The organism is Kitasatospora sp. NPDC085895, from assembly GCF_040702125.1.
Lineage (GTDB): Bacteria > Actinomycetota > Actinomycetes > Streptomycetales > Streptomycetaceae > Kitasatospora > Kitasatospora arboriphila.
Window position 1 is genome coordinate 1 of sequence record NZ_JBFBJY010000038.1, and the last position, 24,123, is coordinate 24,123.

Here is a 24,123-nt window from a genome sequence, read left to right on the forward strand (position 1 = left end):
ACTCCTCCGGATACGGAGACTTCCGTCCCACCTGGACATCCCTTCCTGGATCAAAGATCCATTGTCAGGGTGTCCACTCCACAGGTTCAGCCTCACTCCTCCTCGCTGAGATAGCTGATGTCGGTCAGCGGGTGTTGGGCACCGGGCTCCAAAATGGTGATACCGAAACGCTCGAAGGGGTGCCCGCGTCCCGCCCACTGAGCTGTCGCCAGGATCTGCACATCCTCCGGCACGGGACGACCGCCCAGCCGCTCCCGGGAGAACTCCGCCAAACGCTCGTCGAACACGGACGAATCCTCTCGCTGCCCAAGATGACACCCCAGCCACAGGCTAGGACGCGCCCCTGACAGCTGCGATCCGCCGCGGCTCGGCGGCTGCGGGGGTGGTGGCGTGGGCGGGGACGGCGAGCAGCAGGGGGCCGCGGCTGCGGCGAGGGCGGTGCGGAGTCGCACGAGGGGTCCTTGGCGTGGCGGGTGGGCTGCCCGGTCCAACGCGCGGGCCCGGCCGGGGTGTCGGCCGGATCGGTCGTGGTCATCCGAATGCGGGCAGGATCCCGCGCACGGCCCCGGCGGGGGTGGTCGGTGGTGCGGGCCGCCTGGTTCAGGAGCCGGCGGAGAAGGTCAGCCCGCCGTCGGCCAGGGGGCGGCGCGCGGGCTCTCGGCGTCGACAACATCAGCCCGCGCACAGTGACCGACTGGGTCGAGGTCGGGCTCCTGGCCAACCCCGAGTTCTGGAAGACCACTGCCAACGGGAGCGACCCCCGCGTCTTCCCGCCCGGGCAACGGCGGCTGTTCACCAAGCTGCTCCTCGCCCGGCAACGCTCTCCCCTCAAGCGGGTCCCGATGCGGACCCTCGTGCGACCGGTCCTGGCCGTGTGGCTGGCCGACAATACCGTCGTCGGCACACGGCAGGCCAAGCGTGCCTGGAGCACGCATGCCAAGGCCGTCGGTGTCAGCACGGCGGCCAGACGCAAGGAGAACGCGCGCCGGTTCGTCGAGCGGATCGCTCACCCCTCCGCCAGCTATCAGGCCCTCCGCACGGCGATGATGAGGCTCGAAGAGAGCGAACGGACACGCCAGCCCGACTGGGGCAAGGTGGAGGCTGCGGTGGCCGCTGTTGCCTCCCCCTGGCCAGCGCTGCCCGGTGTTCCCCGGATCGAGCGCGGCCTCGGCGCGGCCTGGGCGCCGGTGACCACAGCCCAGCTCCTCGCCCTGCGGCGGGTCACCTTCGACGTCACGCGCAAGCTGGCGGCCGAGACCATTCGCGAGGAAGTGCTCCACGCCGCCCGGGAGGTCCATCGCACGCACTGGGCGGACTACAACCGGTCCATGCGTCCGGTCCTGCACGCCGCCCCTGCGACGCGCCCTCTCGCCGAACGGCCAGAGACCGTCGAAGGGCAGATCATCGAAGAACTCGATGCCTTCGTGGACACACTCGGCGGCGAAATGGGCCTCCTCGGCCCAGCACTGCGCGACGCCGCCCGCCGCCGCGCGTAGCCGACCTGCCGGCCACCTGCCGCGGGCAGACCGTGCATCCCGTCGAAGCCTGCACCCGGGACCGGGCGGCCGACAGCACACCGGCTGCAGGCCCACGTTCCGCCAGCGCCACCGGCGCCTCGCAGCCCCCTCAAGAAGGGTCAGCGGGCAGTCATGACGGTGAGCGGCTCGTTCGGACAGTCGGCGGTGAGCCGGTGCAGGGTGTCGGCCTCCGCCTGGTCGACCGTGAGGCCCCACCGGGTCTTGATCGCGGCCCAGTCGGCGAGGTACGTGCATCGGTACCCGGCGGCGGGCGGGAGCCAGTCGGTGACGTCCTTGTCGGCCTTGGAGCGGTTGGAGCGGGCGGAGACGGCGATCAGTGCGCGGGGCTCGTCCAGGTCGTTGGCGTAGGCCTCTCGCTCCTGCGCGCTCCAGGTCGAGGCACCGAGACCCAGGCTTCCGCGAGCGGCACCAGGTGGTCGACGTCCAGGAGCTTCGCATCCTGCAGCACCAGATCGTCGTACGGGGAGAACCACTCGCCGCCGCTCAGCGCGCACTTCGCCCCGACAACGGGCGCCTCGGTCGCCTCGGCGATCAACACCTCCTTGCGGGTGTCGCAGCCGTCCTTGTCCGCGTCGATCCAGTGCCGGAACGCGGTGCGCACGTATCTGGTGCGGTCCTCGTCCGCGACCGGCAGCGCGTCGATCGCCCCGTACAGCGTCGTCGTCACCACCTCCCCCGCCGCCCGGTGCGCAGCGGTCGGGGTGGTGGCGTGGGCGGGGACGGTGAGCAGCAGGGTGGCGGCGGCTGCGGCGGCGAGGACGGTGTGGAGGCGCACGGGGGTCCTTGGGCGGGCGGCGGGTGGTCGCCCGGTCCAACGCGCAGCTCCGGCCGGGGTGTCGGCCGGATCGATCGTGGTCATCCGAATGTGGCAACGGCCGGTGTCCGCTGCTGCGACGCCGGTTGTGGTCACGGGCGGGACGGTTGGTTCAGGCGGCGCCGGAGAAGGTCAGGCCTCCGTCGGCCAGGGGGCGGCGGGCCGGTGCGGGAGCCGGCTGTTCGGTGCTGGGCGGCGGGAGGAACAGGGTCCGGTCCACGGGCGGCAGCGGGCGCCGGTCGGCAGCCTGGGGCTGGTCGGTGGCTGGGGCGGAGAACTCGGGCAGGCCCAGCGGGCGACGATCATCACTCATGGCGGCCAGTATGACCGACCGTCAGCACAGCAAACGGTGCCGGTGCCGCTCCGTTGCGTGGCCGACGCGCCGGTCCGAGCTGGCGGGGCCCGGCCGCGGCGGTCGGCACAGGGGGCTACCGGTCGGCGAGGGCGGCCCGGAATTCCTGGGTGGTCACGAACACCGACCCGCGCACCGCCCGCTGCCCGCCGTCGGCCCGGTTCCGCTCGGCCGTCTCGACGGCCGCCCGCATCCGCTCCTGGCGGTAGCGGTCGACCGCGCCGGCGAACTCCTCCGGCACAAGGCGCCAGTCGACGATCCCCGCGACGGCCCCGTACAGCGTCGGGGCGCCGTAGGTCCCGGCCCGCCAGCCGAGCGAGTGGGCGGCGCTCCGCAGCGCCGAGCGCAGCAGGGCAAGCCCGCCGAGGTCTTCCGTCTCGGCGCGGGTCAGCCGGACCTCCCACGCTCCGCCGTAGCCGCCGGCCTGCGGTGGGCAGGAGCGGGTGAGCAGCGGGGGCAGGACGGTGACCAGGCGGGCGTGGCGGGGGTCCGCGGCGGGGGAGGGCACGGACGGGAGCCTACGGCGCGGGCCTGGGGCTGCGCGGCGGGTTGGCAATAGTGCGACGAACGGTCCGGCCGGTGCCGCTCGGATAGGAATCGGTGCTGGTCGCGCGGGGGTTGATTCGCCCGCTGGGTGGTGTATGTGCGGGCGGTTCCCCCTCCTGGCCCTGTGTTTGGCGGGTCCCGAAATCGGTGCCCGCGAGGGGTTGATCGGCGCTGTGGGCTTCCTACTGTGCCGGCCTGTCGGACCGCTGAGAGGCAGTCAGGGGGCCATCTCCCGTTGCCGTCCCGAGCGGATCCGACGTCCACCACCCGCGTCGAGCGAATGGAGAGAGCAGCGTGGACGAGATTGAGAAGGAGCCGCGCAGCACCATCAGGAGGGCGGGCCGGTCGCACGGCGGCGGCGAGCACCAGGAGCAGCCGCCCGGGGCTGCGGGCGCCGGCCAGGTTGTCCCGGCGTGGCGGGACCCGTCGGGGTGGGGTGGTCTGGTGGTCGGGCGGCTGCTGTCCGGCGCCGGGTCGCGCGTGGCGGGCGAGCTGTGGCGCCTCGTCACCGACCAGCCGTCCGGCGACCGCGAGTAGCACGCGGCGGCGGCCCGGTCCCGTCTCGGGCCGGGCCGCCGCAGCCCGCGGTGGGCGGGGTGCCGGTCGTCGCGGGTTGTCGGCGGCATGCGGCAGATTGTCGGTGGCCGGCTGCTCCGGCTTGTGGAGTCCTTGATGGGAGAGGCGAGGCCGCAGATGTCGTTGGAGAGCCGTTCGGGCCGGCAGGCCCCGGCCGACGCCGTGGTGGACCCGGGTCTGGCGGAGTCCGTGCAGAAGACGGTGCACCGGCTGGCCCGCCAGGGCCCGCAGGTTCTGCGCCGGCCGGGAACCACGCTGCCCCGGACCGCGGCCTACGACCTGGCCACCGCCCCGGGCGTGCTGAAGGGCGCCGGCCTGTTCTACGGCGCAGCGGTCATCATCTCCCCGCTGTCGTTCCTGATCATGACCGGCGTCCAGAAGGCCCAGGGCAATACTCCGGTCTCCGTGGGTACGTTCGTGGCGGTGGCGGTGTGGGTCTACGTCGTCATCGCCCTGCTGGTCGGCGCGATCGCGTGGCGTCTGGTGCTGGTGCCCGGCGGGAAGCGGGCCGTCGCCGAGGACCTCGCCGCCGCGCAGAGCCGGTACCTGCTGCTGGGTGAGGACCTCGACGGCAAGGACCTGGAGATGGTCGTGCGGGCCCAGGACGCGGTGAACTCGGCACTGGCCGCGGCCCGGTTCGTGACCCTGGTCGACCCGCCGAACCGCACTGCGCTCGCCGCCGGGGTCTGGTCGATGGCCCGGCGCCTGGCCGCCGGCGAGCCGCAGGGCAACGGCTGGGCGATGATCGTCGCCGTCGAGGAGTACGCCGAGCGCCTCGAAGAGGCCAGCACCGCCTGGCAGCAGGAGCTGCAGGCCGGCACGTGGAAGCCCGGCACCATGTCGGCGCCGCTCGCCAAGGCCGTCAAGCGCGCCGACGCCGCCGGCGCCCGCGCGGTCACCCTGGCCGCCACCGTCTGACGGCCCCGAAGCGTGACGGTGCCCGGCCGATGCCGCCGGGCACTCACACGGTCGCCCACCGCTCACACCCGGCCGCCGGATCTTGCTGCGGTCCGGCCGGCGGGCGAGCCCGGGTCATTCCGGCGCACCGGCCACGATGAGCTGCTTGACCAGGGCCACGGTCTGCGCCGACGGGAGGGTGCCGTGGTCGGAGCCGACCGCGGCACACGCCGAGATGAGCAGTTGCAGCAGCGCGGCCCGCTGCAGCTCGGCGGGAGCCAGCTGCCACAGTGCGTGCGCCGCGGCCGCGCCCGCGTCGCGGTGCTCGGCGAGGCACTCCAGCACCAGGGCGGTCAGCGGATCCGGTGTCGTACGGGCCACCAGCCGCAGCCGCTCCACCCCGGCGCGTTCCGGCAGGCCGTAGACCGGCCTGGTGGCCAGGACGCCGAACAGGAACAGCGCGCCCTGCCACAAGTCGTCCTCGCCCCGGCGCGCCAGCTCGGCGACGAGCAGTCGGCCGGCGGCACCGTCCCCGGTGCGGACGGTCTCATCGATCGTAAGGTCCACGAGCTCCTCGACCTGCAGCGATTCGACGTCCATAGGCCGAACCTACGCCGCAGCTGCGACATGCCGGTCCGGCGCGCGGTCAGGCTGCTGCGCCGGGTTCGGGCAGGACGACGTCGGCAGCGTCCTTGGCCTCGTCGACGGCCTGCGCCAGGGCCCGGCCGGCGGCCGCGGTCTGCTCGGCCAGGGTGCGGGTGTCCGCGGCGGCGACGTCGGCGGCGGCGGTGCGGGCGAGGAGTTCGAGGACCTGCTCGCTGCGGGCTTCGAGCCGCTCGACAGCGGCGAGCTCCTCCAGGCGCCGGTCGGCCTCGGCGGCGCTCGCCGCGTACAGCTCCAGCGCCTCGATGCGGCGCTCGGCGGCGGCGAGGACCTCGGCGAGGGCCTTGCGCTCGGCGGCCCGCAGCCCGGCCGCTGCATCGTCTCCGCCGTCGGCCTCGGTGCCGGCCAGATCGCTGTACTGCTGGAGTGCCTGGGCGATCTCCCACAGCTCGACCGGCAGGTGCTCCTCGGTGCGGCCGTGCAGCCCCGCGAGGTCGGCGTGGTGCAGGCGTGAGGCGCGGATCGCGGCGACGGCGCTCTGGGCGCGGGTGAGGAGGTCGGCGGCGGGCCCGGTGAGTGCGTCGGTGCGCACCGCGCGGGTGCGAGCGGTGCGCAGCAGGCGGCGCAGCTGGCGGGTCTCGGTGAGGCGGAGGGTGCCGAGGACGGTGGTGAGGATGCCGCCACCGGCCAGGGCGAGCAGGCCGAGCAAGGCGGCCCAGTCGCAGCCGGTGAGGAGGAGTTCGGTCAGGGAGCCGGGGCGGGGGGTGTGGATGCCGCTCTGGGCCCAGGTGGCCACGGCGGTGAGGGCGCCGCCGGCGCCCGCGGTGGCGGCCGCCTTGCCGAGCAGGTCGGTGGCGACGGCACTGGAGACCTGCAGGTCGTCCGCGGCGCGGCGGGGCAGGGCGTGCAGGAGGTCCGCGATGCCGGCCCGGTCACGGACGGGGATGGCCGGGTCGACCACGACAGTGACCTCGGTGGCGGTGTGCCGTTTTGGCGACCTGCTCACGGCGCACTCCTGTCTGTCGTCGACGGCGGTGACCATCATGCCGGTCCGCACTGACGGCCGGGACTGCTGATCTGAAGGGCCTGTTGGCAGCGGTGTGCCGGGCACCATCGCACGGTGCCCGGCACGCTGCTGTGGTGGCCTGGGTCAGGCGGGTGTGGGAGCGAGGTGGCGGTTGGCTCCGGTCTCGACGACGGTGACGCAGGCGATGAACGCCTCCTCGGGCTGCTCCCACGGGTCGGGGACGTCCCGGCCGTCGAGGTAGAGGTGAACCTTGGCCAGGGTCGCGGGGTCGGTGATCTGCGCGGTGAGGGCGTCGTGGACGGACTGGTCCATGGCGAGGACCACGTCGGCCCAGCCGAGCAGTTCGGGACTGACCTGGATGCCTCGGTGGCCGGTGAGGTCGTAGCCGCACCGGGCGGCGGCCGCCACCATCGCGGGGTGGGCGCCCTCGCCGATGTGCCAGGGGCGGATCGCGGCGGCGCGGGTCTCCACGGCGGTGCCGCCGTGCCGGGCGAGGACGGCGGCGGCGAGCGGGGCGCGGCAGTGCCCGCCCTTGCAGACCGTCAGGATCCGCCGCGGCCGCCCGGTCTGGTCGTTGTCGTTCACGGCTGGACCTTCTCGATCTCGATGGCGAGGCAGCCGAGGGCTTCCTTCTCGGGCGGGAAGATCTCGCGGATCGCGCGGAGCTGCTCGGTGGGGGTGGCGGTGGGGTTGATCGCCGCGGGGTTCTCGTGGGCGAACATGTCGTCGAAGTCGTGGTAGCGGCTCACGCGCTTGACGCGGGTGAGGGTGGCCTCGTTGCGGCAGGTGAAGCGGATGTGGTCGCCGGCCTTGATGCGGAGCATGGAGGTGTAGGCGACGCGGACCTCGATCGTCTTGCTGCCGTTCGCGATGAGGTCGTAGTACCGCTTGTAGATCGGCATGTCGCGGGCGCGTTTGGCGGTGGCGAGGTCGGCGGGGCGGGCGGCCATGAGTCGTCCTAACTCGTGTGCGGTGAAGGAGCGGAAGAAGTGCTTCGGGTCGGTGAGCAGCAGGCCGACCAGCCAGATGAGGGCATCCGCGTACTGGTCGGTGGTGCCGGGCCAGGCGGTGGTGGCGAGCATCCACGGCTCGACGCCGGGGCCGCCGCCGGCGGTGCCGGCGTGGCGGATGAGGGATTTGGAGAGCTTGCCGCCGGTGGCGGAGAGGACCTGGGGGGTGAAGATGCGCACCGGCATGGCGCCGGCGGGGGTGCCGAGCGCGGCGAGCGCGCCGTCGACGAGCTGGCAGCCGAAGGCCCAGTCGCCGCCCTTGAGCATGACGTGCAGGGTGGCGCGGTCGCGGGTGAAGGCGCGTTCCTTCACCAGGTTGCGGTAGAGGGTGGCGAGGTCGAGGTAGCCGCCGTCGACGGGGTCGATGCACAGCTCGTAGGCGTCGTGGTCGTGGCAGACGGCGGTGAACACGGCGCCGTCGTCGTCCAGGCGCTGCAGGCGGGTCCGCTCGGCGCGCTTCTCGGCCCAGCCGCAGACCGGGCAGGGCAGGCGGGTGTGGACGACGCCGGTGGACGGGTTGAGCCACCACTTGAGGTCGTCGAGGACTTCCAGGGTGCGCAGGAACTCCGCACGGAACCCGGGGGTGGCCTGCTGGTCGGTGTAGGTCTCGATGAGGTAGTCGACGTCGGTGGCATTCGACAGGGAGTCGAACAGGGGCCGGTAGTAGCCGGCGACCAGGTCGGCGATGCCGTCCTTGCCGAGCGCGTGGAAGTAGGTCTGCTGGTAGGCGTGGTGGGTCTCGGGGTCGAGGGTGATGTCGTAGGGGGCGTTGTCCAGCGCGGAGAAGCGGACCGCGGTCTCGAGGCGGAAGACGCGGCGGGCCTGCTGGGCGAGGAGGAACGCGGAGGCCTGGACGAGGTTGGTTCCCAGGTGCGGTGCGCCGTTGATCTGCGTGCCGACGACGAACTCGATCCGGGTGGGGCGCTGGGCCTTCACCCGGGGGCGGATCATGTCGACGGTGCGCAGCAGAGCGTTCGCGAGGACGCTGTTCGGGGAGATCAGGGTCGGCGTGGTGCTGCTGTGCTCGGGCATCGCGGGTGTTTCCCCTTCCGTGGCGGGGCTACATGGGGAGGCGGAGGTTCGCGCGGATGAAGTCGAGGCGGGTTTCGGCGTCGTCGGCGGGGACGAAGACGGGCTCGTAGCCGGCGTCGTAGTAGCCCTGGACGATGAGTTCGTGGACGCGGCGGATCTCGCGGTCCTTGGCGAAGACGATGTCGCTCTCGTCTTCGAAGGTGGACAGCGGGTCGAGGACGAAGACGGTGTCGTAGCGGTAGACGCGGGTGGCCTCTTCGAGCTCGGGATACGGGGACAGGCCGAAGAAGCGGTCCCAGCCGTAGCCGTCGGGGATGCCGCGGTTGTAGAAGCGCACGCCGGCCTTGTGGGCGCTGTACTCGTCGACGAAGGCCTGCAGGACCTCGCGGGAGTACTCGCGGCGGTCGCCGACCTCCAGGTGGCGGCCGAGGCGTTCGCGGTGGCGGCGGTAGATCTCGCGGGCCGGCTCGCCGTCGGTGGCCGGCCAGCCGGCCATCGCGAGGGCCTCGAACACGGCCTCCTTGCCGGCACTCGGGCCACCGGTGATGACGTGACGGCGGGCCGGTCCGGTGGTGAACGGGCTGTCGTGCGGGGTGTTCATCGCATAGTCTCCTCAGTCGTCGCGGTGGTGTCGGCGCCGTCCGGTCCGGTGCCAGGCGGCACGCTGGTCTGCCCCACGCTGGCCGGGGCGGTGTCGGTGTGGTCGGTGCCGGTCAGGGCGGTGCGCCAGGCGGTCAGCAGGGCGGTGCCGCCGGGCGCGGCGTGGACGGAGAGCATGAACAGGTGGGCGCTGGTCGCGGTGGCGGCGTCCGCGAGCAGCGCCGTGTCGGCCTGCGGCAGCCGGGGCGTCCAGCCGGCCAGCGCGATCAGGTCGTGCGGGGCCGCGGCCTGGTCGGGCAGCAGCGCGCCGCCGTAGGCGGCCTGGTAGCGGCGGGCCTCGGCGTGCAGATGCCCGTAACGCCACAGCGCGGTGTCGGCCTCCGCGGTCGCCTCCGCCATGTCGCCCATGGACGTGAGGCGTTCGACGGCGAGGAGCTCGGCGCGCAGCGCGTACACCGCGGCCCACAGCCGGGTCAGGGCCTCCTCGTGCTCGACGGCCTCCCACGCGAACACGTCGCTCGGCAGCACGCGCCGGCCGGTGCCGGGCCGCACCGGCGGCGGGCTCGCCCACGGCCGGGCCTGGACGGCGGCATCCCGCTGGAGGGCGTGGGCGAGGGCGGCGAGGATCTGCGGCTCGATCCGCTTGCGGAAGTGGTGCACCTCCCGGCCCGCCGCCGCGGCCGCCGCCTCCCGGCGCTCCGTCAGGTTCGCCCCCGCACGGGCGGGCGGCAGGCCGAACAGGGCCTTCGCCGCCTCCCGCAGGCCCTCGGGATCCAGGCGGGCGAGGGTGCGGCGCAGCACCCAGTCCAGGGCTTCGGTGCGGGCGGCCGGTTCGGCGCCGTCCCCGGCCCGCGCGGCGACCGTCGCCAGGGCGGTCAGCCTGGGTGCGCCGGTGGCCGGGCCGAGCGGCAGGCCCTTGCGGACCAGGGCTCTCAGCTCGTCGGTCAGCGCAGCGGACTCGTCCGCCGCGAGTTGGTCGGAGCGGTGTTGCACAACCGTCGTCATGATCTGTGATCACTCCGTTCCTCGGTGTGAGGAAACCAGTGAAGCACCGACGTCCAGAACTTGCCCAGTCCTGTGCCCAGAAAATACCCAGAAGTGGTAACGGGCTTGCTCGGCAATGACTCTGTTGCTGCGTCATGAGGCGGAAGTGACTGCGGAACGAGCCGGAGAAAGTTCGCGGCGGGGAGCCTCGCACTGGCTTCTTCTGGGGCCGCCCGGCGCTACGGATCCGGTCGGATCGGCGCAGCGCCGACCGAGCGGGGATCAGACTGAGAAGTCGGCCCATTCCAGGCCGGTGAGGGTGACCTGGAGGCCGCGGGCCCGGCGGCCGCCGTCCTGGAAGTAGGCGCGGCCGAGGCCTTCGGCGATGATCTGTTCCTGTTCCTGCTGGGAGGCGCCGCGGTCGCGGGCGGCGAAGAGGTCGCGGGCGACGCTGCCGGGCAGGCGCTGGGTGACGATCCGCTCGCGGGGGTCGTCGGTGGACTGGCCGGCCGAGGTGTAGCCGAAGGAGGCCATCACCTCGACGGTGAAGCCGCGGGCCTCCGCCGCCTCGCGCACCCGCTGCCGCACGCGGGGCTGCCAGCGTTCGCGCACCGCGTCCTCGACCTTGCGGGCGTTCTCCGTCCCGATGCCGGCGCCCTTGCGCCACCGCTCCACGGAACGCATGGACACGCCCAGGTGGGCGGCGACGTTGCGGGTGCCCTTGTACTGCCGGATCAGGAAATTCACCCGTCCCTGGAGGGTTTTCGGGATGGGCTGGGTCTGCAGGGCGCGTTCCAGCCCGCGGTCGATGGCATCCATGTGCGGCTACTCCCCCTCGGCGACGGCGTCGCCGCCCTTGATGTGCCGGCCCGGGTTGGTGTCCTCGGCGATCAGCTCGAGTGCCCAGTCCATGGTCTGGGTGCCCTCGTGCTTGCACATCCCGGGCGAGATCCCGAGCCGCCACACCGACGTCAGCGCCCCGTCCGGGCCGCGCAGCAGGTCCAGGGCGGAGGGGCCCGGGGCCGGGTAGACGGTGCAGTCGGACAGGATCGCGAGCGGGAACCGGCCGGTGGCCTGCGCGTGGCGGCGGATCTTGCGGTGCTGGTTGACGGTGGCAGTGTCGATGATCAGCGCCCGGTTCAGCGGGTCCCAGGTCGGGCGCTCCAGGGCAGGCCAGCGCTGCCCAGGCCGGTAAGAGGCGCCGCGGGGACGCTCGCGGAGCTTGCCGATGCCACCCTTCGCGGTCGCCTTGACCGCGGCGAGGATGGCCAGCTCAACCGGGTCACCGCTCTCCTGCAGGCCGGCCATCACCGCCAAGAACGCCTCCGGATCCCGCTCCCCCAGGTCGAGCGGCACACCAAGCTTCTCCATGGTGGTGAGGTAGGCGGCACGCAGGTGCTTGTGCCAGGGGTCGAGCCACGGCCCGGACTCGTGCCGCAGCCAGCCCTCCATCGGCGCGACGGGGAGGCCGAGTTCGCGGGCGTAGGCGACCTTCGCGGTGGTGTACCAGGCAGGGCCGTCCGGCGGCAGGCCGTCCGGGGTGAACGGGTTCGGTAGCCGCGGATCCAGGGTCGCGGTGGAGAAGTCGCACTTCCAGCTGCCGGGGATCTTCGCATCGAAGACGGGGTTGAGCTCGTGCACCGGCTCCGACAGCGCCATGGTCAGCCGCCCGGCCGCGGCGAGGAACGCGGTGTTGATGTCCAGGCCGACCACGTGCGGCAGGGCCCGCTCCGCCTCGCCGATCGCCTCGATGGGGCGGATCCAGTCCCACGCCTCGGTGACCAGGACGTCCCCCGGGTCGCGGTCCTGGGCGACCGGGTGCTCCGCGGGGGCCTCCGGCGGCGCCGGATCGAACGCGTAGCTGCGCGAGCCCTCCACCAGGCCGGACGTCCAGCCCGTTTCGGTGCGCACCGCGCGGGTCGGCGGCCGCAGTGCCTCCATCAGGGAGAGGCCGGTGACGGCGGTGGAGCCGCGGGGGGTCATGACGCGCTCGGCGTAGCCGCCGAGCAGGGCGGCGAGGGCGGGGGCGTCCAGGCCCGCGGGGATGTTCCAGCCGGCGGAGGTCAGGGCAGCCCAGGCGGGGATGCAGTACTGCACGCAACTCCGCTTCGCGCCGTCCGGGGTGCGATAAACGCGGGCCCACGGTCCGAAGCCGCGCTGGGTGAGCTGCCAGCCGGCCTTCGTCAGGGCCTTGACGGCCTTGTGGCTCTCGGGCAGGCGGCCCAGGCGGCGCTCGAACTGGCCGGGCTCGGTGCCCATCGGCGGCAGGCCGAGCATCGTGGCGGCGGCGTCGGTGAGGACGATCAGCGGGTCGCCGTCCTTGCCGTGCTTGTGCAGCCGCGGCTCGCCAAGTCCCGCCGTGAGCGTCCACTCGGTGAGCTCCGGCAGCGTCATCACGGCGGGGGCGTCCAGGACGCGGCCGTCGACGAGGTACGCGACCAGGCCGCGCCCGGACGGCGCCGGGTCGACGACGGCGAGCGGCCCGTTCGCAAACTTCGCGGCCGCCGCGGCCCGGGCGTCGGCCACCGGGGCGACGGCGCGGGCCGGCGCCTTCCGCACCGGGCGGGCGCTGGGGCGCGACGTGGCGGCCGGGCGGGCCGACCGGGTGGGCACGGGCCGGTGCGGCGGCACGGCGGCCGTAGTGGGCGCGGCGGGCGTCGCGGTGGGCACGGCCGTGCCGTGGGCGGCCGTGGGTGCCGGTGCCGGGGTGGGGAGGGTCGGTGCGGGGGCCTGGACGCAGAAGCCGCCGCCCACGTGCACCGGTCGGCCGGCGGCGCGGAAGATGCTGGGCCGCCCGCACCAGAGGCAGGGCTGCGGCTCACCGGTGACCAGGTCGCCCGAGGGGGTGCGGTCCATCTCGACCGGACCGGGAGGGAACACCGGGGCGGCGGCCGGGGCCTGCACGGGCGCCGGGTGCGGAACTGGGGCCGGCGCTGGGGCGGTCGCGGGCTGGGCCGGGGGCAGCAGGCGGGCGGCCATGCCCTCCAGCAGCTTGGCGTAGGCGGCGCGGGCGTCGCCCTGCGGGTCGCGCTGGCCGGACTCCCAGGCGGTGAACGTGGCGGGGCTGACGCCGAGAGCCTTCGCCGTCTCGGCCTTGGTCAGCCCGTACTCGCTGCGCAGCCACGCGCGTTCGGCGGGCTCGGGCAGGGCGACGGCGCGGCGCGGGCCGGCGCCGAGGAGCGCGTCGACGGCGTCCGGGGTGTCGGTCATCGGTCAGTTCTCCGCGGTGCGGGCCGGCAGCGGCGTGCGGCCGGGGTCGGCGTCGAGGAAGGTGCGCAGCGCGGCGCCGGTCATGATCCGGGCTGGGTTGCGGCCGGGCGGCAGCGGCAGGCGCTCGCCCAGGGCCCAGCGGAAGCGCTCGGCGGGTGCGAGGTCGAAGGCGTACTTGCCGCCGGCCTGCGGGTCGGGTTCGGCGGCGCGGATCTCGAACGCGCCGACGCACACGCCGCCGTCGACGAACGCGAGCAGGAAGTCGCCGTGGTCGGCGATGGTCTGCTCGCCGAACCGCCACCAGCGGGACGCGGCCTCCAGGACCGTCTCGCCGCCTTTGAGTGCCTGCCGGACGTCCACCGCGAGCACGAGACCCTCCCCAAGCCAGGACATGGTAAGCCGAACGATGCAATCGTAACGCAGATCAGAGCAGTTTATCAACTCATAAAACTCAACGAAGCTTCGAACGAGCGTGATTGACGACAAGTCACGGGGATGCGGTCGAGCGGCGCCGGCGGCGGTCGTGCCCGGGAAACGCGGCAGGCCCGGCACCTGGGGTGCCGGGCCTGCCGGGGTTGGTAGCGGGGACAGGATTTGAACCTGCGACCTCTGGGTTATGAGCCCAGCGAGCTACCGAGCTGCTCCACCCCGCGTCGGTGAGCACGACTGTACGGCACCGCGGCTGAGCATGGGAAATGCATTGCCTGAGGCTGCGACAGACCGGTCGGCCCGATGCCGGCTCAGTGGATGGCGATGTTCTCAGCGAGTTCGATGATCTGCGGGCCGAGGCCGAGGTCCTTCGTCCAGCCCATGAGCTGGTCGTGCTGGGCGCGGGTGAGGCCTTCGCGCAGGCCTGCCTGCAGCAGGCCGGCGGCCAGGTGCTGCTTGATGGCCCTCGGCGCGCACTCCTGGCGGATCCGCTGCAGGAAGTGGTCGGCCCGCGGCCCGTCGCCGGCATCCCGGGCGGCGTCGACCTCCAGGAACAGGACGGCTGCGTGCAGGGTCTGCGCGAGCTCGTCCCGCTCCTCAGGGGTGGTGGCCGACTCTGCGAGGAGGTGCTGTTCGATCTTGCGGGCCTGCTCGAGGTCCCCGCCGAGGTAGGCCCGGCGCAGCGCCTCACCCTGCCGGGTCTCGAAAATGTCGGGCAGAGAGGTCACCGTGGTCTCCTGGTGTCGGTGGCGCCGGGCGCTCCGGGCCTGTGGGGCTGGGCTGCCGTGTGTGCAGCACCGGCCGCCCGGGACCCGCCCGCACGGCTTTCTTATCTGAGTGGGTGTCAGCGCGGCAAGGCGGTCCTGCAGCAGGAGCCGGGGCTCGGCAGGCAGCGCTGTGGGGCGCGGAGGGAGGGTGGCGCCGGAAAACGACAAAGGGCCCGACACCGCTTGGGATCGGTGCCGGGCCCTGGGCCGGGAGTGTGGTGCGGTAGGGGGTTGGGCAGTCGTTCTGACGGCCCCGAGCGGGTGCCCGCATCGGTGCTCCGGCCCGCCCTGTGGCACCTGGGCGGGCGGCGGCCTCGGACGGGACCGCGGAGGTGCGGGTAGCGGGTGTCGGCGTCAGCGCGGGCAGTCGGTGGGGGCGGGCCGGCCGTCGGCCGGATCACCGGGGTGGGCGGTTGCCGTGGATCCGGCCGCGGGCCCGCAGGTCGACATGGTGCGGGCCTCCAGGTGCACTGCGGAGATCGCCCATATGAGGACCAGGCAGGCGATGGAGGCCGCCCAGATCAGGTTCTCGACGGTGACGACGGGTGCTGCGTCATTGGGACGCACGGGTTCTCCTCGGTCGGTGTGGTTGGTGCCGGCGTTCGGGCTGTTGGGGGCGGTGACGCGGTGCATGGACCCTCCGTCAGCCGACGGGTCTACGGGAAGGCGAGCTGGTCGGGGCTCGGCTCGTGGTCGTCCTGAACGGCGTGAACGGGTCGGGCCCGGCCCGCTGAGATGCGGGCCGGGCCGGTGGTGGGTGTTCGCGTGTCGGGCCGGTGAAAGCTCGGGCCCGGGCGGGAGCGCTGGGTCAGAGGGTGCCGTGGGCGTGGGCCTTGGCTTCCGGGTCGAGGTCGTCGGCCGGGTCCTGCCCGGCGTCCGCGTGGCGGTCGGCGCTCGTCTCCGCTTCGGCGGCCGGGCCGCCGGGCTCTGGGCAGAGTTCGGCGATGGCGAGGTCCCGGCCGAGGGCGTCCCCCGGGTCCCCGCCCTCGTCCTCGTCGGCGGCGGGCCGCGGCAGGCCGGCGGCGGGACCTTCGAGAAGTGCGACCAGGTCGGTGAGGGTGTGGACCTCGAGCGGTGTGGCGTCGGTGCCGGTGACCAGCAGGTAGCGGCGGCTGTTGTAGCCGTCGCGGTCAGTGGGGCGGGGCACGGCCAGCAGGTGCGCGCCGGCGCCGAGCGGGCAGGTCGCCGTGCCGTCCGGCTGTCCGGTCCAGTGGGCGGCCTTGGTCAGGCTGCCCTGGCCGTAGTCGAGCCGGACCGCACCGGCGGCCGCGCGGTGCGCCGCGTCCGCGCACACGTCGGCGGCCAGCTGCTCGAGTGTCGGCGCCGGGACCGGCTCACGCACCGGACGGTGGTGCTCGGCGCCGAGGCGGCGGCGCAGCGGGGCGAGGGCCTTGTAGGCGTGGTGGTCGGTGAGGAGGGCGGCGAGGGCGCCGGCGGCGAGGGCGAGGGTGGTGCGAGTCTCGGCCGGGCGGTGGGCCAGGGCGCGGTAGGTGGTGAGGCCGGCGGCGGCCGCGGCAGTGACGGTGGCGGCGCTGTCCGCGGTGTCCAGGGCGGTGCGGGCCAGGCGGGTGCGCAGGGTGTCGGCCATTGTCGGTGCTCCAGAGGTCGGGTGGTGGCGGGTGTCGGCCGGGCGGCCGCGCCGCGCACCACGGCGCCCCGCCGCCGCGCCTGGTGGGCGTGGTCGGCGGGGCGCGGTGGTGGGCAGCGTCAGTGCCCGGTGCGGGACTGCCGCCGGGTCAGCCGGCTGCGGGTGAGGCGACGGGTGCGGGCAGGGCGAGGCAGTCGCGGGCCTCCTCGACGGCCTGGTCGACCGCGAGGTCAGCGGCCTCGGAGAGTCGGATGGCCCGTTGGACCGCCTTGGCGGCCTCGCGCTGCGCGTTCTCCGCCTGCTCGGCCCGGTCCCGGGCCTGCTTCGTGCGCTCCAGGAGCTCGCGCAGCTGTCCGGCTACCGCGAGTACCGCCATCGCCGCGGCGAAGGGGTCGCCGACGGTCTCGCGGCGCAGTTCCGCGAACTCGGGGAAGGCCATCATGGCGGTGACCACCTGGTGGTTGACCAGCCGGGACGCGGCCATGTCGGCCTGGTCCCGGAGCTCGGGCTTCACCTTGTACGCGGCCAGGAAGGCGTCCTGCAGCAGGTCCTCGGTGTAGTCGTACCGCTCACGCAGATCCTCGGCGAGCTCGCCCAGCGCCGGGGCCTGGGCGAAGGTGTCGCGCCAGGGCAGCCGGTCGAAGCGGTCGCCGACCCGAAGCGCCAGCCAAGGCCCACGCGCCGCCACTGCGGGGCGGACCTGGCCCGGATCGGGGCCAGGCTGGTCGGCGAGCTGATCGGCGGCCTGCTGGGGCTCTGAGGGCCCGGATAGGCCGCCGCGAGTCTGCCAGGACGGGCCACTACTTCTCGGGCCTGAGCCGAACGAAGGTGACCTGCCCATGGTGCCCGCTGCCGCCGGCGGCGACCGGGATCACGCGGAGCGGGTGTACCGGCACCGGTGGGTGGTCGGGATGCACCGGCGCACCTACCCGGACAAGACCGCCCCGACCGGCAAGTCCCGCAAGGGGGTCGGCCCCTACTTCGTCGTGTCCAAGGGCTGCGAGGACGCCCCGATCCTCGGCACCGACTGGGTCAACGTCCTGCGTCGCTGCCCTGCTCCGGGTCGCCAGCGGGCGCGCCTCGGAGCTGTCGGAGGGACAGTGGAGTCGTCGCCATCAGTGGTGCCTGAAAGGACGTATCGGAGGTTCACGATGACTTTTGTACAGATTGTCGAGTGCCGCACGGAGCGGCCGGACGAGCTCAACCGGCTGATGGACACCTGGATCGAGCAGACCCAGGGCAAGCGGACTGCCACGCACACCATGGTCGGCTCGGACCGGGAGGACGCCCAGCACGTCGTTGAGATCGTCGAGTTCCCGTCATACGAGGCAGCGATGCGCAACTCTGCTCTTCCGGAGACGGACCGAATCTTTCAGGAGATGGTGGCCCTCTGCCAGACACCACCCACCTTTACCAACCTTGACCTGGTCCGCGACGAACAGTTTCTGAAGGACGCGGCCCGTCGGCTCCTGATGGAACCGCCCACCGGCGACATGTCCGCCATCGACGACCTGATCGCAGCGGACTACCGGGACCACGACCCCTCGATGGACGGCGACACGGTCGGCCCCGAGGCCGTCAAACAGATGATCGAGGGCTACCGGCGCGGCTTCGACTTCACCTTCGACATCCACAGCCAGATCGCCGATGGGGACGAGGTCGCCACCCGGTGGACGTGGCGCGGCACCCACATCGGCGAGTACATGGGCATCCCGGCCACCAACAAGGCCATCGAGTCCACCGGCATGACGATCTGGCGGTTCGAGGACGGCCAGGCCAAGGAGGGCTGGTGGAGCTGGGACGCCGTCGCCATGATGAAGCAGATGGGCATGATGCCCGGCTGACCGGGCCAGGGGTCGGCGCCTGTCCGCGACGTAGTGGGGCGCGAACGACAGGGCCAGGGCGGCGGCAGCGCGGCCCGGGTTGAGGCGCAGGCCCAGCAGGCGCGAGCCGATCAGGAGGGCGCCGGCCTGGGTGGCGGTGTAGGTCGCGCAGTGGTGGGCGCAGGCGAGCCGGCCTTCGCGGGTGCCGTGCACGGTTTCGGTGCCAGCCTTCTCGTCGCGGTCGATGACGGGGTTGGTGTCGGTGGCGCCCTTGATCCGAGCGCAGGTGTCGGTCTGGACCCACATGTCGGCAATCGCTCCAGCGGCGCGTAGGAGGACGTAGCCGGCGGCGAAGTGGGCGGCGCGGTCGGTGGTCATGGTGGTTCTCCGTCGGTTGCCAGCGGGGGTCGGCCGGACGCTGACGCCGCGCACTGCGGCGCCCCGCCGCCGCGCCTGGTGGGCGCGGTCGGCGGGGCGCGGTGATGGGCAGCGCGGGGGTCCGGTGCGGGACTGACGCCGGGTCAGTCGGCCGCGGGTGAGGCGACGGGTGCGGGCAGGGCGAGGCAGTCGCGGGCGTGGTCGGTGGCCTGAGTACGCATCAGGTTCAGGTCCTGGGCGTTGGTGCCGCTGCCGGCGCGGCAGGCGGTGCAGCGCCACCAGGCCAGGCCGGGGGCCACCTGGTGGGTGTCCGGCCAGGGGTCGGCGCCGACGATCTCGACCTCGGCGCCGTAGCGGTTCTGCAGCCGGATCCAGGCGTGCTCGGGGCCGCCGTCGCTGGGGGCGTCGGTGCGCAGCAGGAGGTGGCCGGCGGCGGTGAGGCGGACCTGGTGGTGGTCGGCAGCTTCACAGAGCAGGGTGTGCAGGAGGCGGCGGCCGCCGAAGGCGTTGCGGGTGTCGATGCTGGTGATGACGGTGTGGAGCTGGTCCGGGGTGGTGCGGTCGAAGCCGAGGTCGCGGAACGCGGTGAGGAGCAGGATCAGCACGTCGCAGGCGTCGTCGTCGCCGAGGCGACCGGTGGCGCGGTCGGGGGTCAGCTGGGAGATGTGGGCGGCGAGCGCCGGGTTCATGATCGGCCCTTTCGTGGTGGGTGGGGTGCTGTCCGGTGTGCCGGGTGTCCGGGGCTGATGTTCTGCTCAAGTGCGACGGGGAAGATCAGCAGGCTGCCCAGCAGCACTGCCCGGTAGTCGGGACAGGGTCAAAGCGCGTAGTGCAGGCCATCGGGTGCGGTCGGGCAGGTGGTGGCGTCGTCGGCGGTGCGCCAGGTGCGGGTGCGGTCGCCGGGCTCGTGGCCGGTGGCCCAGCGCAGCGGCCGGGTGCAGTGGCGGCACTGGAATCCGGCGGCGGCCGGGATGAGGTCAACGGGCGGCAGGCTCGGGGTGGTCGGCTGCGGAAGCGGCTCGGCCCGGTCGGCGCCGACCGTGGCCCCGGTGGCGGCGGACACGGTGGTGGGGACGGCGGCACGCTCCAGAATTCCGGTCAGGGCCCGTTCCAGGAGCGGGGAGACGATCAGCTCGGTGCGGGTGCTGGTGGTGGTGTGGGTAGGGCAGGGCCGGTAGGCGGAGAGGGTGAGCAGCAGCCACAGGTCGGTGGTGGTGGCGGTGGCGGCAGCTTGCTGGCCGTCCGGGGAGGCCTGCCAGACGGCGGTGGCGGTGCCCGCGCCGACCGCGGCCCACACCATCCGGCCGGCCGCAGAGCCGCCCCGGGCGGAGACGAACGCGATCGCGGCGAGCAGGGTCCAGGCGACGGCCAGCTGGTGGGTAGTCACCGGCAGGCCGGTGGCGTGCTGGTGGAGCCACGATGCGGCAGGGCCGGTCACCACCGCGGTGAAGGCCTTCACAACGGCGCGGGCGTGGTCGGCTGCGCCGCTGTGCCACAGCGCGCCGGCGAGGCCGGCGGTGCCGCGGAAGGCCCCGGCGATGACCCAGACGAGGAAGCGGACAAGCCAGTAGAAGGCACCGCCGGTGATGACGACGGCCAGGATCGCGCCGGCGACGGCGGCGGCCGCCTCGGCGGGACGGGAGGGGCGCGAGGCGGTGTGCTCGCGCAGCCGCCGGGCGGCGGCCCGGGTGGTCGCGCGGACGGCGGTGCGCCCGCGCCGGCCGGGTTCGTTGGTGCCGGGCTGGGATGGGATGGACACGGGGATGCACTCCTCGGCTGTTCGGCAGGGACGGTGAAGGTGGCGGGGATCCGGCCCCGGGGCGGCACGGGTGCCGCCCCGGGGAGCTGCCGGGGTTCAGTCGGTGGTCGCGGCCTGGTCCAGGACCAGGCGGGCCGCTCGCAGGTCGGCCAGCCAGCGGGTCAGGTCCTCGTACTCGCCGGTGGCCGCCAAGGCGGTGTCCCGCTGCAGCAGCGGGACCAGGACCGCCTCGGCATTGCGGTGCGCCTCGCCCGGGTAGACGGGCTGCGCCTCCAGCAGGTCCTCGGCGATGGTGCGGATCTCATCGGCGATGTCCTCGGCAAGCTGCTCCCCCACCGGGTCCTCCGCGCTTCCCTGCTGCGAGGTGTGCTTGCGGTGGGCGAGGGTGACGGTCAGGCGCAGCCGGGTCGTCTCGGTGAACTGCTCGCCGAGGACGGCGAGGTCGGCACGGGCCCGGGCGTCGGCGAGCTGCTGGCGGCTGCGGACGATCTGCTCGCCGCTCGCGCCGGTGCCGGGCAGTTCGGCGCGGCGGGTGCGGCGTTCCTGCTCGGCGGCCTCGGCCTGCCGGGTCAGGCGGGTGGTGTGCCAGGTGTGTCGGCGGGCCGGGTCGTGCAGCCACGGGCGGAGTGCGTGCAGCTCGTGCAGGTCGCGGACGGCGAGCGTGGTCATGGCCGGATGGGTCCTTCCAATTAGGGGCGTGTGGCGTAGGAGCGGGGCAGGTCAGGCCTGGTGGAGGAAGTCGAAGCTGCCGGGGGCCCAAGACAGGTAGGGGGAGGAGAGGGTCAGGGCGCCGTCCCACTCGGCGCCGGTGACCGGCAGCTGGGCGGGACCGTCCCAGCCGCGGACGTCCAGCAGCACCGGGGTGCAGTCCGGCAGCGCGGCGAGCACCTCGCGCAGCTCGCCGACGCTCAGCCCGCACTCACCCGCCCGGTCGGCACGCACGATGCCGTCGGTGGTGTTCGCGGGGGCGGCGAGGGCGGGGAACAGCGCCTCGGCCTGCGGGACGGGACGCAGGGTGGTCAGCAGCAGGGCGCCGTCCCAGTGGGCGGCGGCCACCGGCTGCTCCGCGCAGTGGTCCAGGTCGGGGACGGCGATCAGCACCGGCGCCGTGTCGGGCAGGCCGGTGAGCACGTCGAGCAGCTGGCCAGCGGTGGAGCGGGTGGTGCGCTCGCTGACGTGGAGCGCGTTGAGCAGCTGGGCGAGCGGGGAGGCGGTGGGCGTGGTCACGGTGGTTACCTCCAGCGGGTTCGGTGGCGGCCGGTCGGCCGGTCCCGTCCCCGGACAGCGGCCCGCCCGCCCGGCCGGGAGACGGCGGGGCGGGCGGGTGCGGGCCGGGGGCGAGACCGGGCGGCCGGTCAGCCGGTGTGGTTGGTGATGCCGCCGCGGCCCCAGGCGCTCTGCCGGCCGATGGTCGTGGTGGTGGTGCGGTGGACGAGCGCGAGGACGGTGCCGGTCGCGGTGGTGGCGGTGCCGCTGGCGGTCACGGCCGCCCCGGTACCGGTGCCGGTCGTGGGGCCGGTGAGGGTGCGGAGCTTGCCGAGCAGGACGGCCAGGCCCAGGACGACGACGCCGACGAGGACCGCGGCGTACTGGAGGAGCTCGCCGAGCTCGCCGGCGTGCGGGGCCGCGGCGGCGACGGCCGCGCCGACCATCCACACCGCGCCGCCGGCCGCGATGGCGGCGAGGGAGCCGTAGAGGAGGCAGTCGCGCACCACCCGGGGCAGCCCCGGGTCCGCCACCGGCGGCACGGGGGCGATCGCCGCAGCCGGGGCGGGCTCCGGCTGGGCCGCGGCCGGGACGGCGAGCGGGTTGTGCACCGGGACGGCGGCGACCTCGCCGTCGATGAGGGCCGGCACGAACGCCTCGTCCGTGGCGCCGGGGTGCAGCGGGACGGCGAGGATCCGCCCGTCGAGGACGACCGGGGTGTAGTCGGGTGCCAGGAGGCTGATCTGCGGCTCGGCCGCGGCCCGGGTGGTGCTGTGCGGGGTGGGCGGGGTGTGGTGGGTGCTGCTCACGGCGGTCTCCGATCGAGGAAGGGGGTGGTGGGGTGGGTCAGGCGCCGGTGAGCTTCTTGATGGCGTCCAGGGCCTGGCGGGTGGTGGTGACGGTGTTCTGGGTGGGAATGGCCGAGGCGGTGGCGGCGGCGGAGCGGGACTTGCCCGGGCGGGGTCCGCTGCCGGACGGCAGCCCGCTCCCGTCCTCGTCCTGGTCGTCGGGTTCGGGGCCGAACTCGCCGGGGCGGGGCGGCTCGTTCCAGTCGAACCACAGGTCGCGGGCCTCGAGTTCGGCGATCTCGTGGTCGGTGAGGCCGTGGACGGTGTCGGGGAACAGCGGGGCGATGGGCTGCTGGAAGTCGATGAACAGGGTGCGCAGGACTTCCGGCTTGCGGCTTTCGATGATCCAGCCGACGCCGCCGGTGTTGGAGTCGCTCGGCGGCTCCGGCTCGCCGTTCATGATCCGTTCGATGCGGCCGGACTCCGCCGGCGAGAAGGAGCGCGGCAGCGGGTCGGGGATGTCCTCGGGCGTGACGCCGAGGGTCTTGAACATCTCGGCGACCTTCTTCGGCGCGACCTTCAGCACGACGGGGATGCAGTTCTCGCGGAGGTTCTCGTTGAGGAGCTGGGTGAAGCCGTCCTGCACGTACACGCTCTGGCCGGCGACGTGCTCGCCGATGCCGTACTTGCGGCCCTTGACCGAGATGGTCTCGGCCAGGTTCATGATCTCCGCGCCGTACTCGCCGTTGCGGGCGGCGGACAGGAACTCGTCCCAGAAGACGGCCAGCGGCCGGTAGGGGCAGCCGGGCAGGGCCGGGTCCCATTCGTGAACCTGGCCGTCCGCCCACAGCATGGTGCCGCGGATCTCCATCAGCGCGACCGCCGCCCGCATCGCCCGCACCATGTAGAGCGCACCGACGCCGTAGCGGTCGCAGTGCTCCCCCAGCACCGGCGTCTTGGAGTCCGGGGCTTCGGTGACCAGCCACACCACCGCGCCGAAGTTCGCAGCGGCGCAGATCGCCAGCGCCATCAGCTGCGTCTTGCCGCCGCCGGACGGGGCGACGTACAGGCCGTGGGCGGCGCCGCGGTCGGTGTAGACGCGGTTGCGGGCCGGCTGGCCGTTCGTCAGGAACCCGCACACCCACCGCCCCTGCGCATCAGGGGTGAGGAGCTCGCGGGTGGCCGGGTAGACGGTGGCGAGCGGGGAGACGTCCCACACCGACACCAGCACGTCCGCCCCGTCCACGGTGACGAACACCCGGCCGTCGTCGGCCGAGGTGCCGAGGGCCTTGCACAGCGCCTTCAGGTCGATGCGCGGCTCGCCGTCGGGCAGGTGCGCGGTCCAGTAGGTGACGCCCCGCTCGGGGTTGCGGCGCTTGCCCGTGAGCCGGGAGCCGGGGATCGCGGTGGCGCCGATTCCGTCGGCCCACCGCTCCGCGTCGGTGGGCTTCTCCCGGCGGCGGCGGTTCTCCTCCGGCACGAGCTTGACCTCCAGCCAGCCGGGCCCGCCCTGGCGGCCGGCCTGCTGGGTCACCGGCAGGAGCACGACGTCGGGTTCGGTGATGCCGAACGCCGCGGCAACCGCGGCCTCGCTCAGGCCGGTGATCGGCCGGCCCGGGTCGCTCGCGCGCAGCAGCATGGTCAGGTCGTGGCGCTTGCCGGGGTGGCGGGTGGCGGTGACGACGTGGGTGCGGCCGGGGTTGTCGGCGCGCTCCCACAGCCCCCGCACGCCGCGGGTGAGCGCGTCGGCCCCGTCGGCCGGCACCGGGGCGGGCGCCGCAGTCGAGGCCGCGGGGGCGGGGGCCGCGGCGGGCAGCGGCGGCGGGACAGGGGTGGCGGCGAGGGCGGGCTTGAGGCGGCGGGAGGTGCGCGACAGCGGCAGCACGATGCAGCCGGCCGCCGCCCACACCCCGGCGAACAGCGCGTCCCAGCCCCAGCCGGGCACCGCACTGGCGGCGACCTCGACCGCGGCCGCCAGCGCGAGCGGCGACAGCCGCATGAGCTTGCGGCCGGTGCCCTCGGTGCTCTTGGCCGCGACCGCCACGCAGCCGACGACCCCGGCGCCGCCGGCCAGGACCACCGCCGTGTGCATTGGGTGGTCCTGTGGAAGGTTCGCGGCCGCGCCCAGGAAGGGCGCGGCCGCAATGTAGAGGGCTCGTTCGAACACGACGGCACGCGGAGTCGGCACCGGTGGGT

The 24,123-nt window shown here is 73.9% G+C and carries 28 protein-coding genes and 1 tRNA gene; 4 read left to right on the top strand and 25 right to left on the bottom strand.

Annotated elements, in window-relative coordinates; all coding sequences use genetic code 11:
• Window positions 1–92 precede the first annotated feature (92 nt).
• Window positions 93–287 (bottom strand): hypothetical protein, encoded by a 195-nt coding sequence (locus AB0442_RS22885; protein WP_366164891.1) that lies wholly within the window; start codon window positions 285–287, stop codon window positions 93–95.
• A 399-nt stretch (window positions 288–686) separates the two neighbouring features.
• On the opposite strand from AB0442_RS22885, the gene AB0442_RS22890 reads away from it, so the two are divergent.
• Window positions 687–1,496, top strand: a complete 810-nt coding sequence (locus AB0442_RS22890; RefSeq protein ID WP_366164893.1) for a hypothetical protein — start codon at window positions 687–689, stop codon at window positions 1,494–1,496.
• 140 nt (window positions 1,497–1,636) lie between these two features.
• Here AB0442_RS22890 and AB0442_RS22895 read toward each other — a convergent pair whose 3' ends face one another.
• From AB0442_RS22895 to AB0442_RS22910, 4 genes are all read right to left on the bottom strand, one after another.
• Window positions 1,637–1,930 carry a DUF1524 domain-containing protein gene (locus AB0442_RS22895; RefSeq protein ID WP_366165022.1) on the bottom strand — a complete coding sequence of 98 codons (294 nt, stop codon included), beginning with the start codon at window positions 1,928–1,930 and terminating at the stop codon, window positions 1,637–1,639.
• Window positions 1,852–2,313 carry a hypothetical protein gene (locus AB0442_RS22900; protein ID WP_366165024.1) on the bottom strand — a complete coding sequence of 154 codons (462 nt, stop codon included), beginning with the start codon at window positions 2,311–2,313 and terminating at the stop codon, window positions 1,852–1,854. Before AB0442_RS22900 ends, AB0442_RS22895 begins: the two co-directional genes overlap by 79 nt.
• A gap of 151 nt (window positions 2,314–2,464) precedes the next feature.
• Window positions 2,465–2,665 (bottom strand): hypothetical protein, encoded by a 201-nt coding sequence (locus tag AB0442_RS22905; RefSeq protein ID WP_366164895.1) that lies wholly within the window; start codon window positions 2,663–2,665, stop codon window positions 2,465–2,467.
• Window positions 2,666–2,780: 115 nt separating this feature from the next.
• Window positions 2,781–3,212, bottom strand: coding sequence for a hypothetical protein (locus AB0442_RS22910; protein WP_366164897.1), 432 nt, complete (start codon window positions 3,210–3,212; stop codon window positions 2,781–2,783).
• A 332-nt stretch (window positions 3,213–3,544) separates the two neighbouring features.
• Here AB0442_RS22910 and AB0442_RS22915 point away from each other — a divergent pair, with 332 nt between their 5' ends.
• Together AB0442_RS22915 and AB0442_RS22920 are read left to right on the top strand one after the other, a co-directional pair.
• Entirely contained in the window at window positions 3,545–3,787 is a 243-nt protein-coding gene (locus AB0442_RS22915; protein WP_366164898.1) for a hypothetical protein, read from the top strand.
• Between the two features lie 135 nt (window positions 3,788–3,922).
• Window positions 3,923–4,744, top strand: coding sequence for a hypothetical protein (locus AB0442_RS22920; protein ID WP_366164900.1), 822 nt, complete (start codon window positions 3,923–3,925; stop codon window positions 4,742–4,744).
• 114 nt (window positions 4,745–4,858) lie between these two features.
• Here the strand turns inward: AB0442_RS22920 and AB0442_RS22925 are convergent, their stop codons facing one another.
• The 14 genes from AB0442_RS22925 to AB0442_RS22990 form a co-directional block, all read right to left on the bottom strand.
• Complete coding sequence (locus tag AB0442_RS22925; RefSeq protein ID WP_366164901.1) at window positions 4,859–5,323, bottom strand: hypothetical protein; 465 nt, start codon at window positions 5,321–5,323, stop codon at window positions 4,859–4,861.
• 46 nt (window positions 5,324–5,369) lie between these two features.
• Window positions 5,370–6,332, bottom strand: a complete 963-nt coding sequence (locus tag AB0442_RS22930) for a hypothetical protein (RefSeq protein ID WP_366164903.1) — start codon at window positions 6,330–6,332, stop codon at window positions 5,370–5,372.
• 144 nt (window positions 6,333–6,476) lie between these two features.
• Window positions 6,477–6,938, bottom strand: coding sequence for a low molecular weight phosphotyrosine protein phosphatase (locus AB0442_RS22935; RefSeq protein WP_366164905.1), 462 nt, complete (start codon window positions 6,936–6,938; stop codon window positions 6,477–6,479).
• Window positions 6,935–8,395 (bottom strand): ASCH domain-containing protein, encoded by a 1,461-nt coding sequence (locus tag AB0442_RS22940; RefSeq protein ID WP_366164907.1) that lies wholly within the window; start codon window positions 8,393–8,395, stop codon window positions 6,935–6,937. The genes AB0442_RS22935 and AB0442_RS22940 overlap by 4 nt, the downstream gene beginning before the upstream one ends.
• A 28-nt stretch (window positions 8,396–8,423) precedes the next feature.
• Window positions 8,424–8,996 (bottom strand): ATP-binding protein, encoded by a 573-nt coding sequence (locus AB0442_RS22945; protein ID WP_366164908.1) that lies wholly within the window; start codon window positions 8,994–8,996, stop codon window positions 8,424–8,426.
• Complete coding sequence (locus AB0442_RS22950) at window positions 8,993–10,000, bottom strand: hypothetical protein (RefSeq protein ID WP_366164910.1); 1,008 nt, start codon at window positions 9,998–10,000, stop codon at window positions 8,993–8,995. The genes AB0442_RS22945 and AB0442_RS22950 overlap by 4 nt, the downstream gene beginning before the upstream one ends.
• A gap of 261 nt (window positions 10,001–10,261) precedes the next feature.
• A complete protein-coding gene (locus AB0442_RS22955) occupies window positions 10,262–10,798 on the bottom strand; it encodes an XRE family transcriptional regulator (protein WP_366164912.1) in 537 nt (178 codons plus the stop codon).
• A gap of 6 nt (window positions 10,799–10,804) precedes the next feature.
• Window positions 10,805–13,189 (bottom strand): helix-turn-helix transcriptional regulator, encoded by a 2,385-nt coding sequence (locus AB0442_RS22960; protein ID WP_366164914.1) that lies wholly within the window; start codon window positions 13,187–13,189, stop codon window positions 10,805–10,807.
• 3 nt (window positions 13,190–13,192) lie between these two features.
• The gene (locus AB0442_RS22965; RefSeq protein ID WP_366164915.1) at window positions 13,193–13,582 is read right to left on the bottom strand and encodes a hypothetical protein; all 390 of its coding nucleotides are present in this window, start codon (window positions 13,580–13,582) and stop codon (window positions 13,193–13,195) included.
• A gap of 183 nt (window positions 13,583–13,765) precedes the next feature.
• Window positions 13,766–13,842, bottom strand: a tRNA-Met gene (locus AB0442_RS22970).
• A gap of 87 nt (window positions 13,843–13,929) precedes the next feature.
• A complete protein-coding gene (locus AB0442_RS22975; protein ID WP_366164917.1) occupies window positions 13,930–14,346 on the bottom strand; it encodes a hypothetical protein in 417 nt (138 codons plus the stop codon).
• A 393-nt stretch (window positions 14,347–14,739) separates the two neighbouring features.
• Window positions 14,740–15,018, bottom strand: coding sequence for a hypothetical protein (locus tag AB0442_RS22980; RefSeq protein WP_366164919.1), 279 nt, complete (start codon window positions 15,016–15,018; stop codon window positions 14,740–14,742).
• 175 nt (window positions 15,019–15,193) lie between these two features.
• Window positions 15,194–15,973 carry a hypothetical protein gene (locus AB0442_RS22985; RefSeq protein ID WP_366164920.1) on the bottom strand — a complete coding sequence of 260 codons (780 nt, stop codon included), beginning with the start codon at window positions 15,971–15,973 and terminating at the stop codon, window positions 15,194–15,196.
• Between the two features lie 148 nt (window positions 15,974–16,121).
• A complete protein-coding gene (locus AB0442_RS22990) occupies window positions 16,122–16,661 on the bottom strand; it encodes a hypothetical protein (protein ID WP_366164921.1) in 540 nt (179 codons plus the stop codon).
• A gap of 151 nt (window positions 16,662–16,812) precedes the next feature.
• On the opposite strand from AB0442_RS22990, the gene AB0442_RS22995 reads away from it, so the two are divergent.
• A complete protein-coding gene (locus tag AB0442_RS22995; protein ID WP_366164923.1) occupies window positions 16,813–17,817 on the top strand; it encodes an ester cyclase in 1,005 nt (334 codons plus the stop codon).
• A 500-nt stretch (window positions 17,818–18,317) separates the two neighbouring features.
• Here AB0442_RS22995 and AB0442_RS23000 read toward each other — a convergent pair whose 3' ends face one another.
• From AB0442_RS23000 to AB0442_RS23025, 6 genes are all read right to left on the bottom strand, one after another.
• Complete coding sequence (locus AB0442_RS23000; RefSeq protein ID WP_366164925.1) at window positions 18,318–18,863, bottom strand: hypothetical protein; 546 nt, start codon at window positions 18,861–18,863, stop codon at window positions 18,318–18,320.
• A 128-nt stretch (window positions 18,864–18,991) separates the two neighbouring features.
• Window positions 18,992–19,933 carry a hypothetical protein gene (locus tag AB0442_RS23005; RefSeq protein WP_366164927.1) on the bottom strand — a complete coding sequence of 314 codons (942 nt, stop codon included), beginning with the start codon at window positions 19,931–19,933 and terminating at the stop codon, window positions 18,992–18,994.
• Between the two features lie 96 nt (window positions 19,934–20,029).
• Window positions 20,030–20,602, bottom strand: coding sequence for a hypothetical protein (locus AB0442_RS23010; protein WP_366164929.1), 573 nt, complete (start codon window positions 20,600–20,602; stop codon window positions 20,030–20,032).
• A gap of 51 nt (window positions 20,603–20,653) precedes the next feature.
• Window positions 20,654–21,160: a hypothetical protein gene (locus AB0442_RS23015; RefSeq protein WP_366164931.1), complete on the bottom strand. Its 507-nt coding sequence runs from the start codon at window positions 21,158–21,160 to the stop codon at window positions 20,654–20,656.
• 128 nt (window positions 21,161–21,288) lie between these two features.
• Window positions 21,289–21,948 (bottom strand): hypothetical protein, encoded by a 660-nt coding sequence (locus AB0442_RS23020; protein WP_366164933.1) that lies wholly within the window; start codon window positions 21,946–21,948, stop codon window positions 21,289–21,291.
• 37 nt (window positions 21,949–21,985) lie between these two features.
• Window positions 21,986–24,115 carry a chromosome segregation protein ParM gene (locus tag AB0442_RS23025; protein ID WP_366164935.1) on the bottom strand — a complete coding sequence of 710 codons (2,130 nt, stop codon included), beginning with the start codon at window positions 24,113–24,115 and terminating at the stop codon, window positions 21,986–21,988.
• Between the last annotated feature and the right edge of the window lie 8 nt (window positions 24,116–24,123).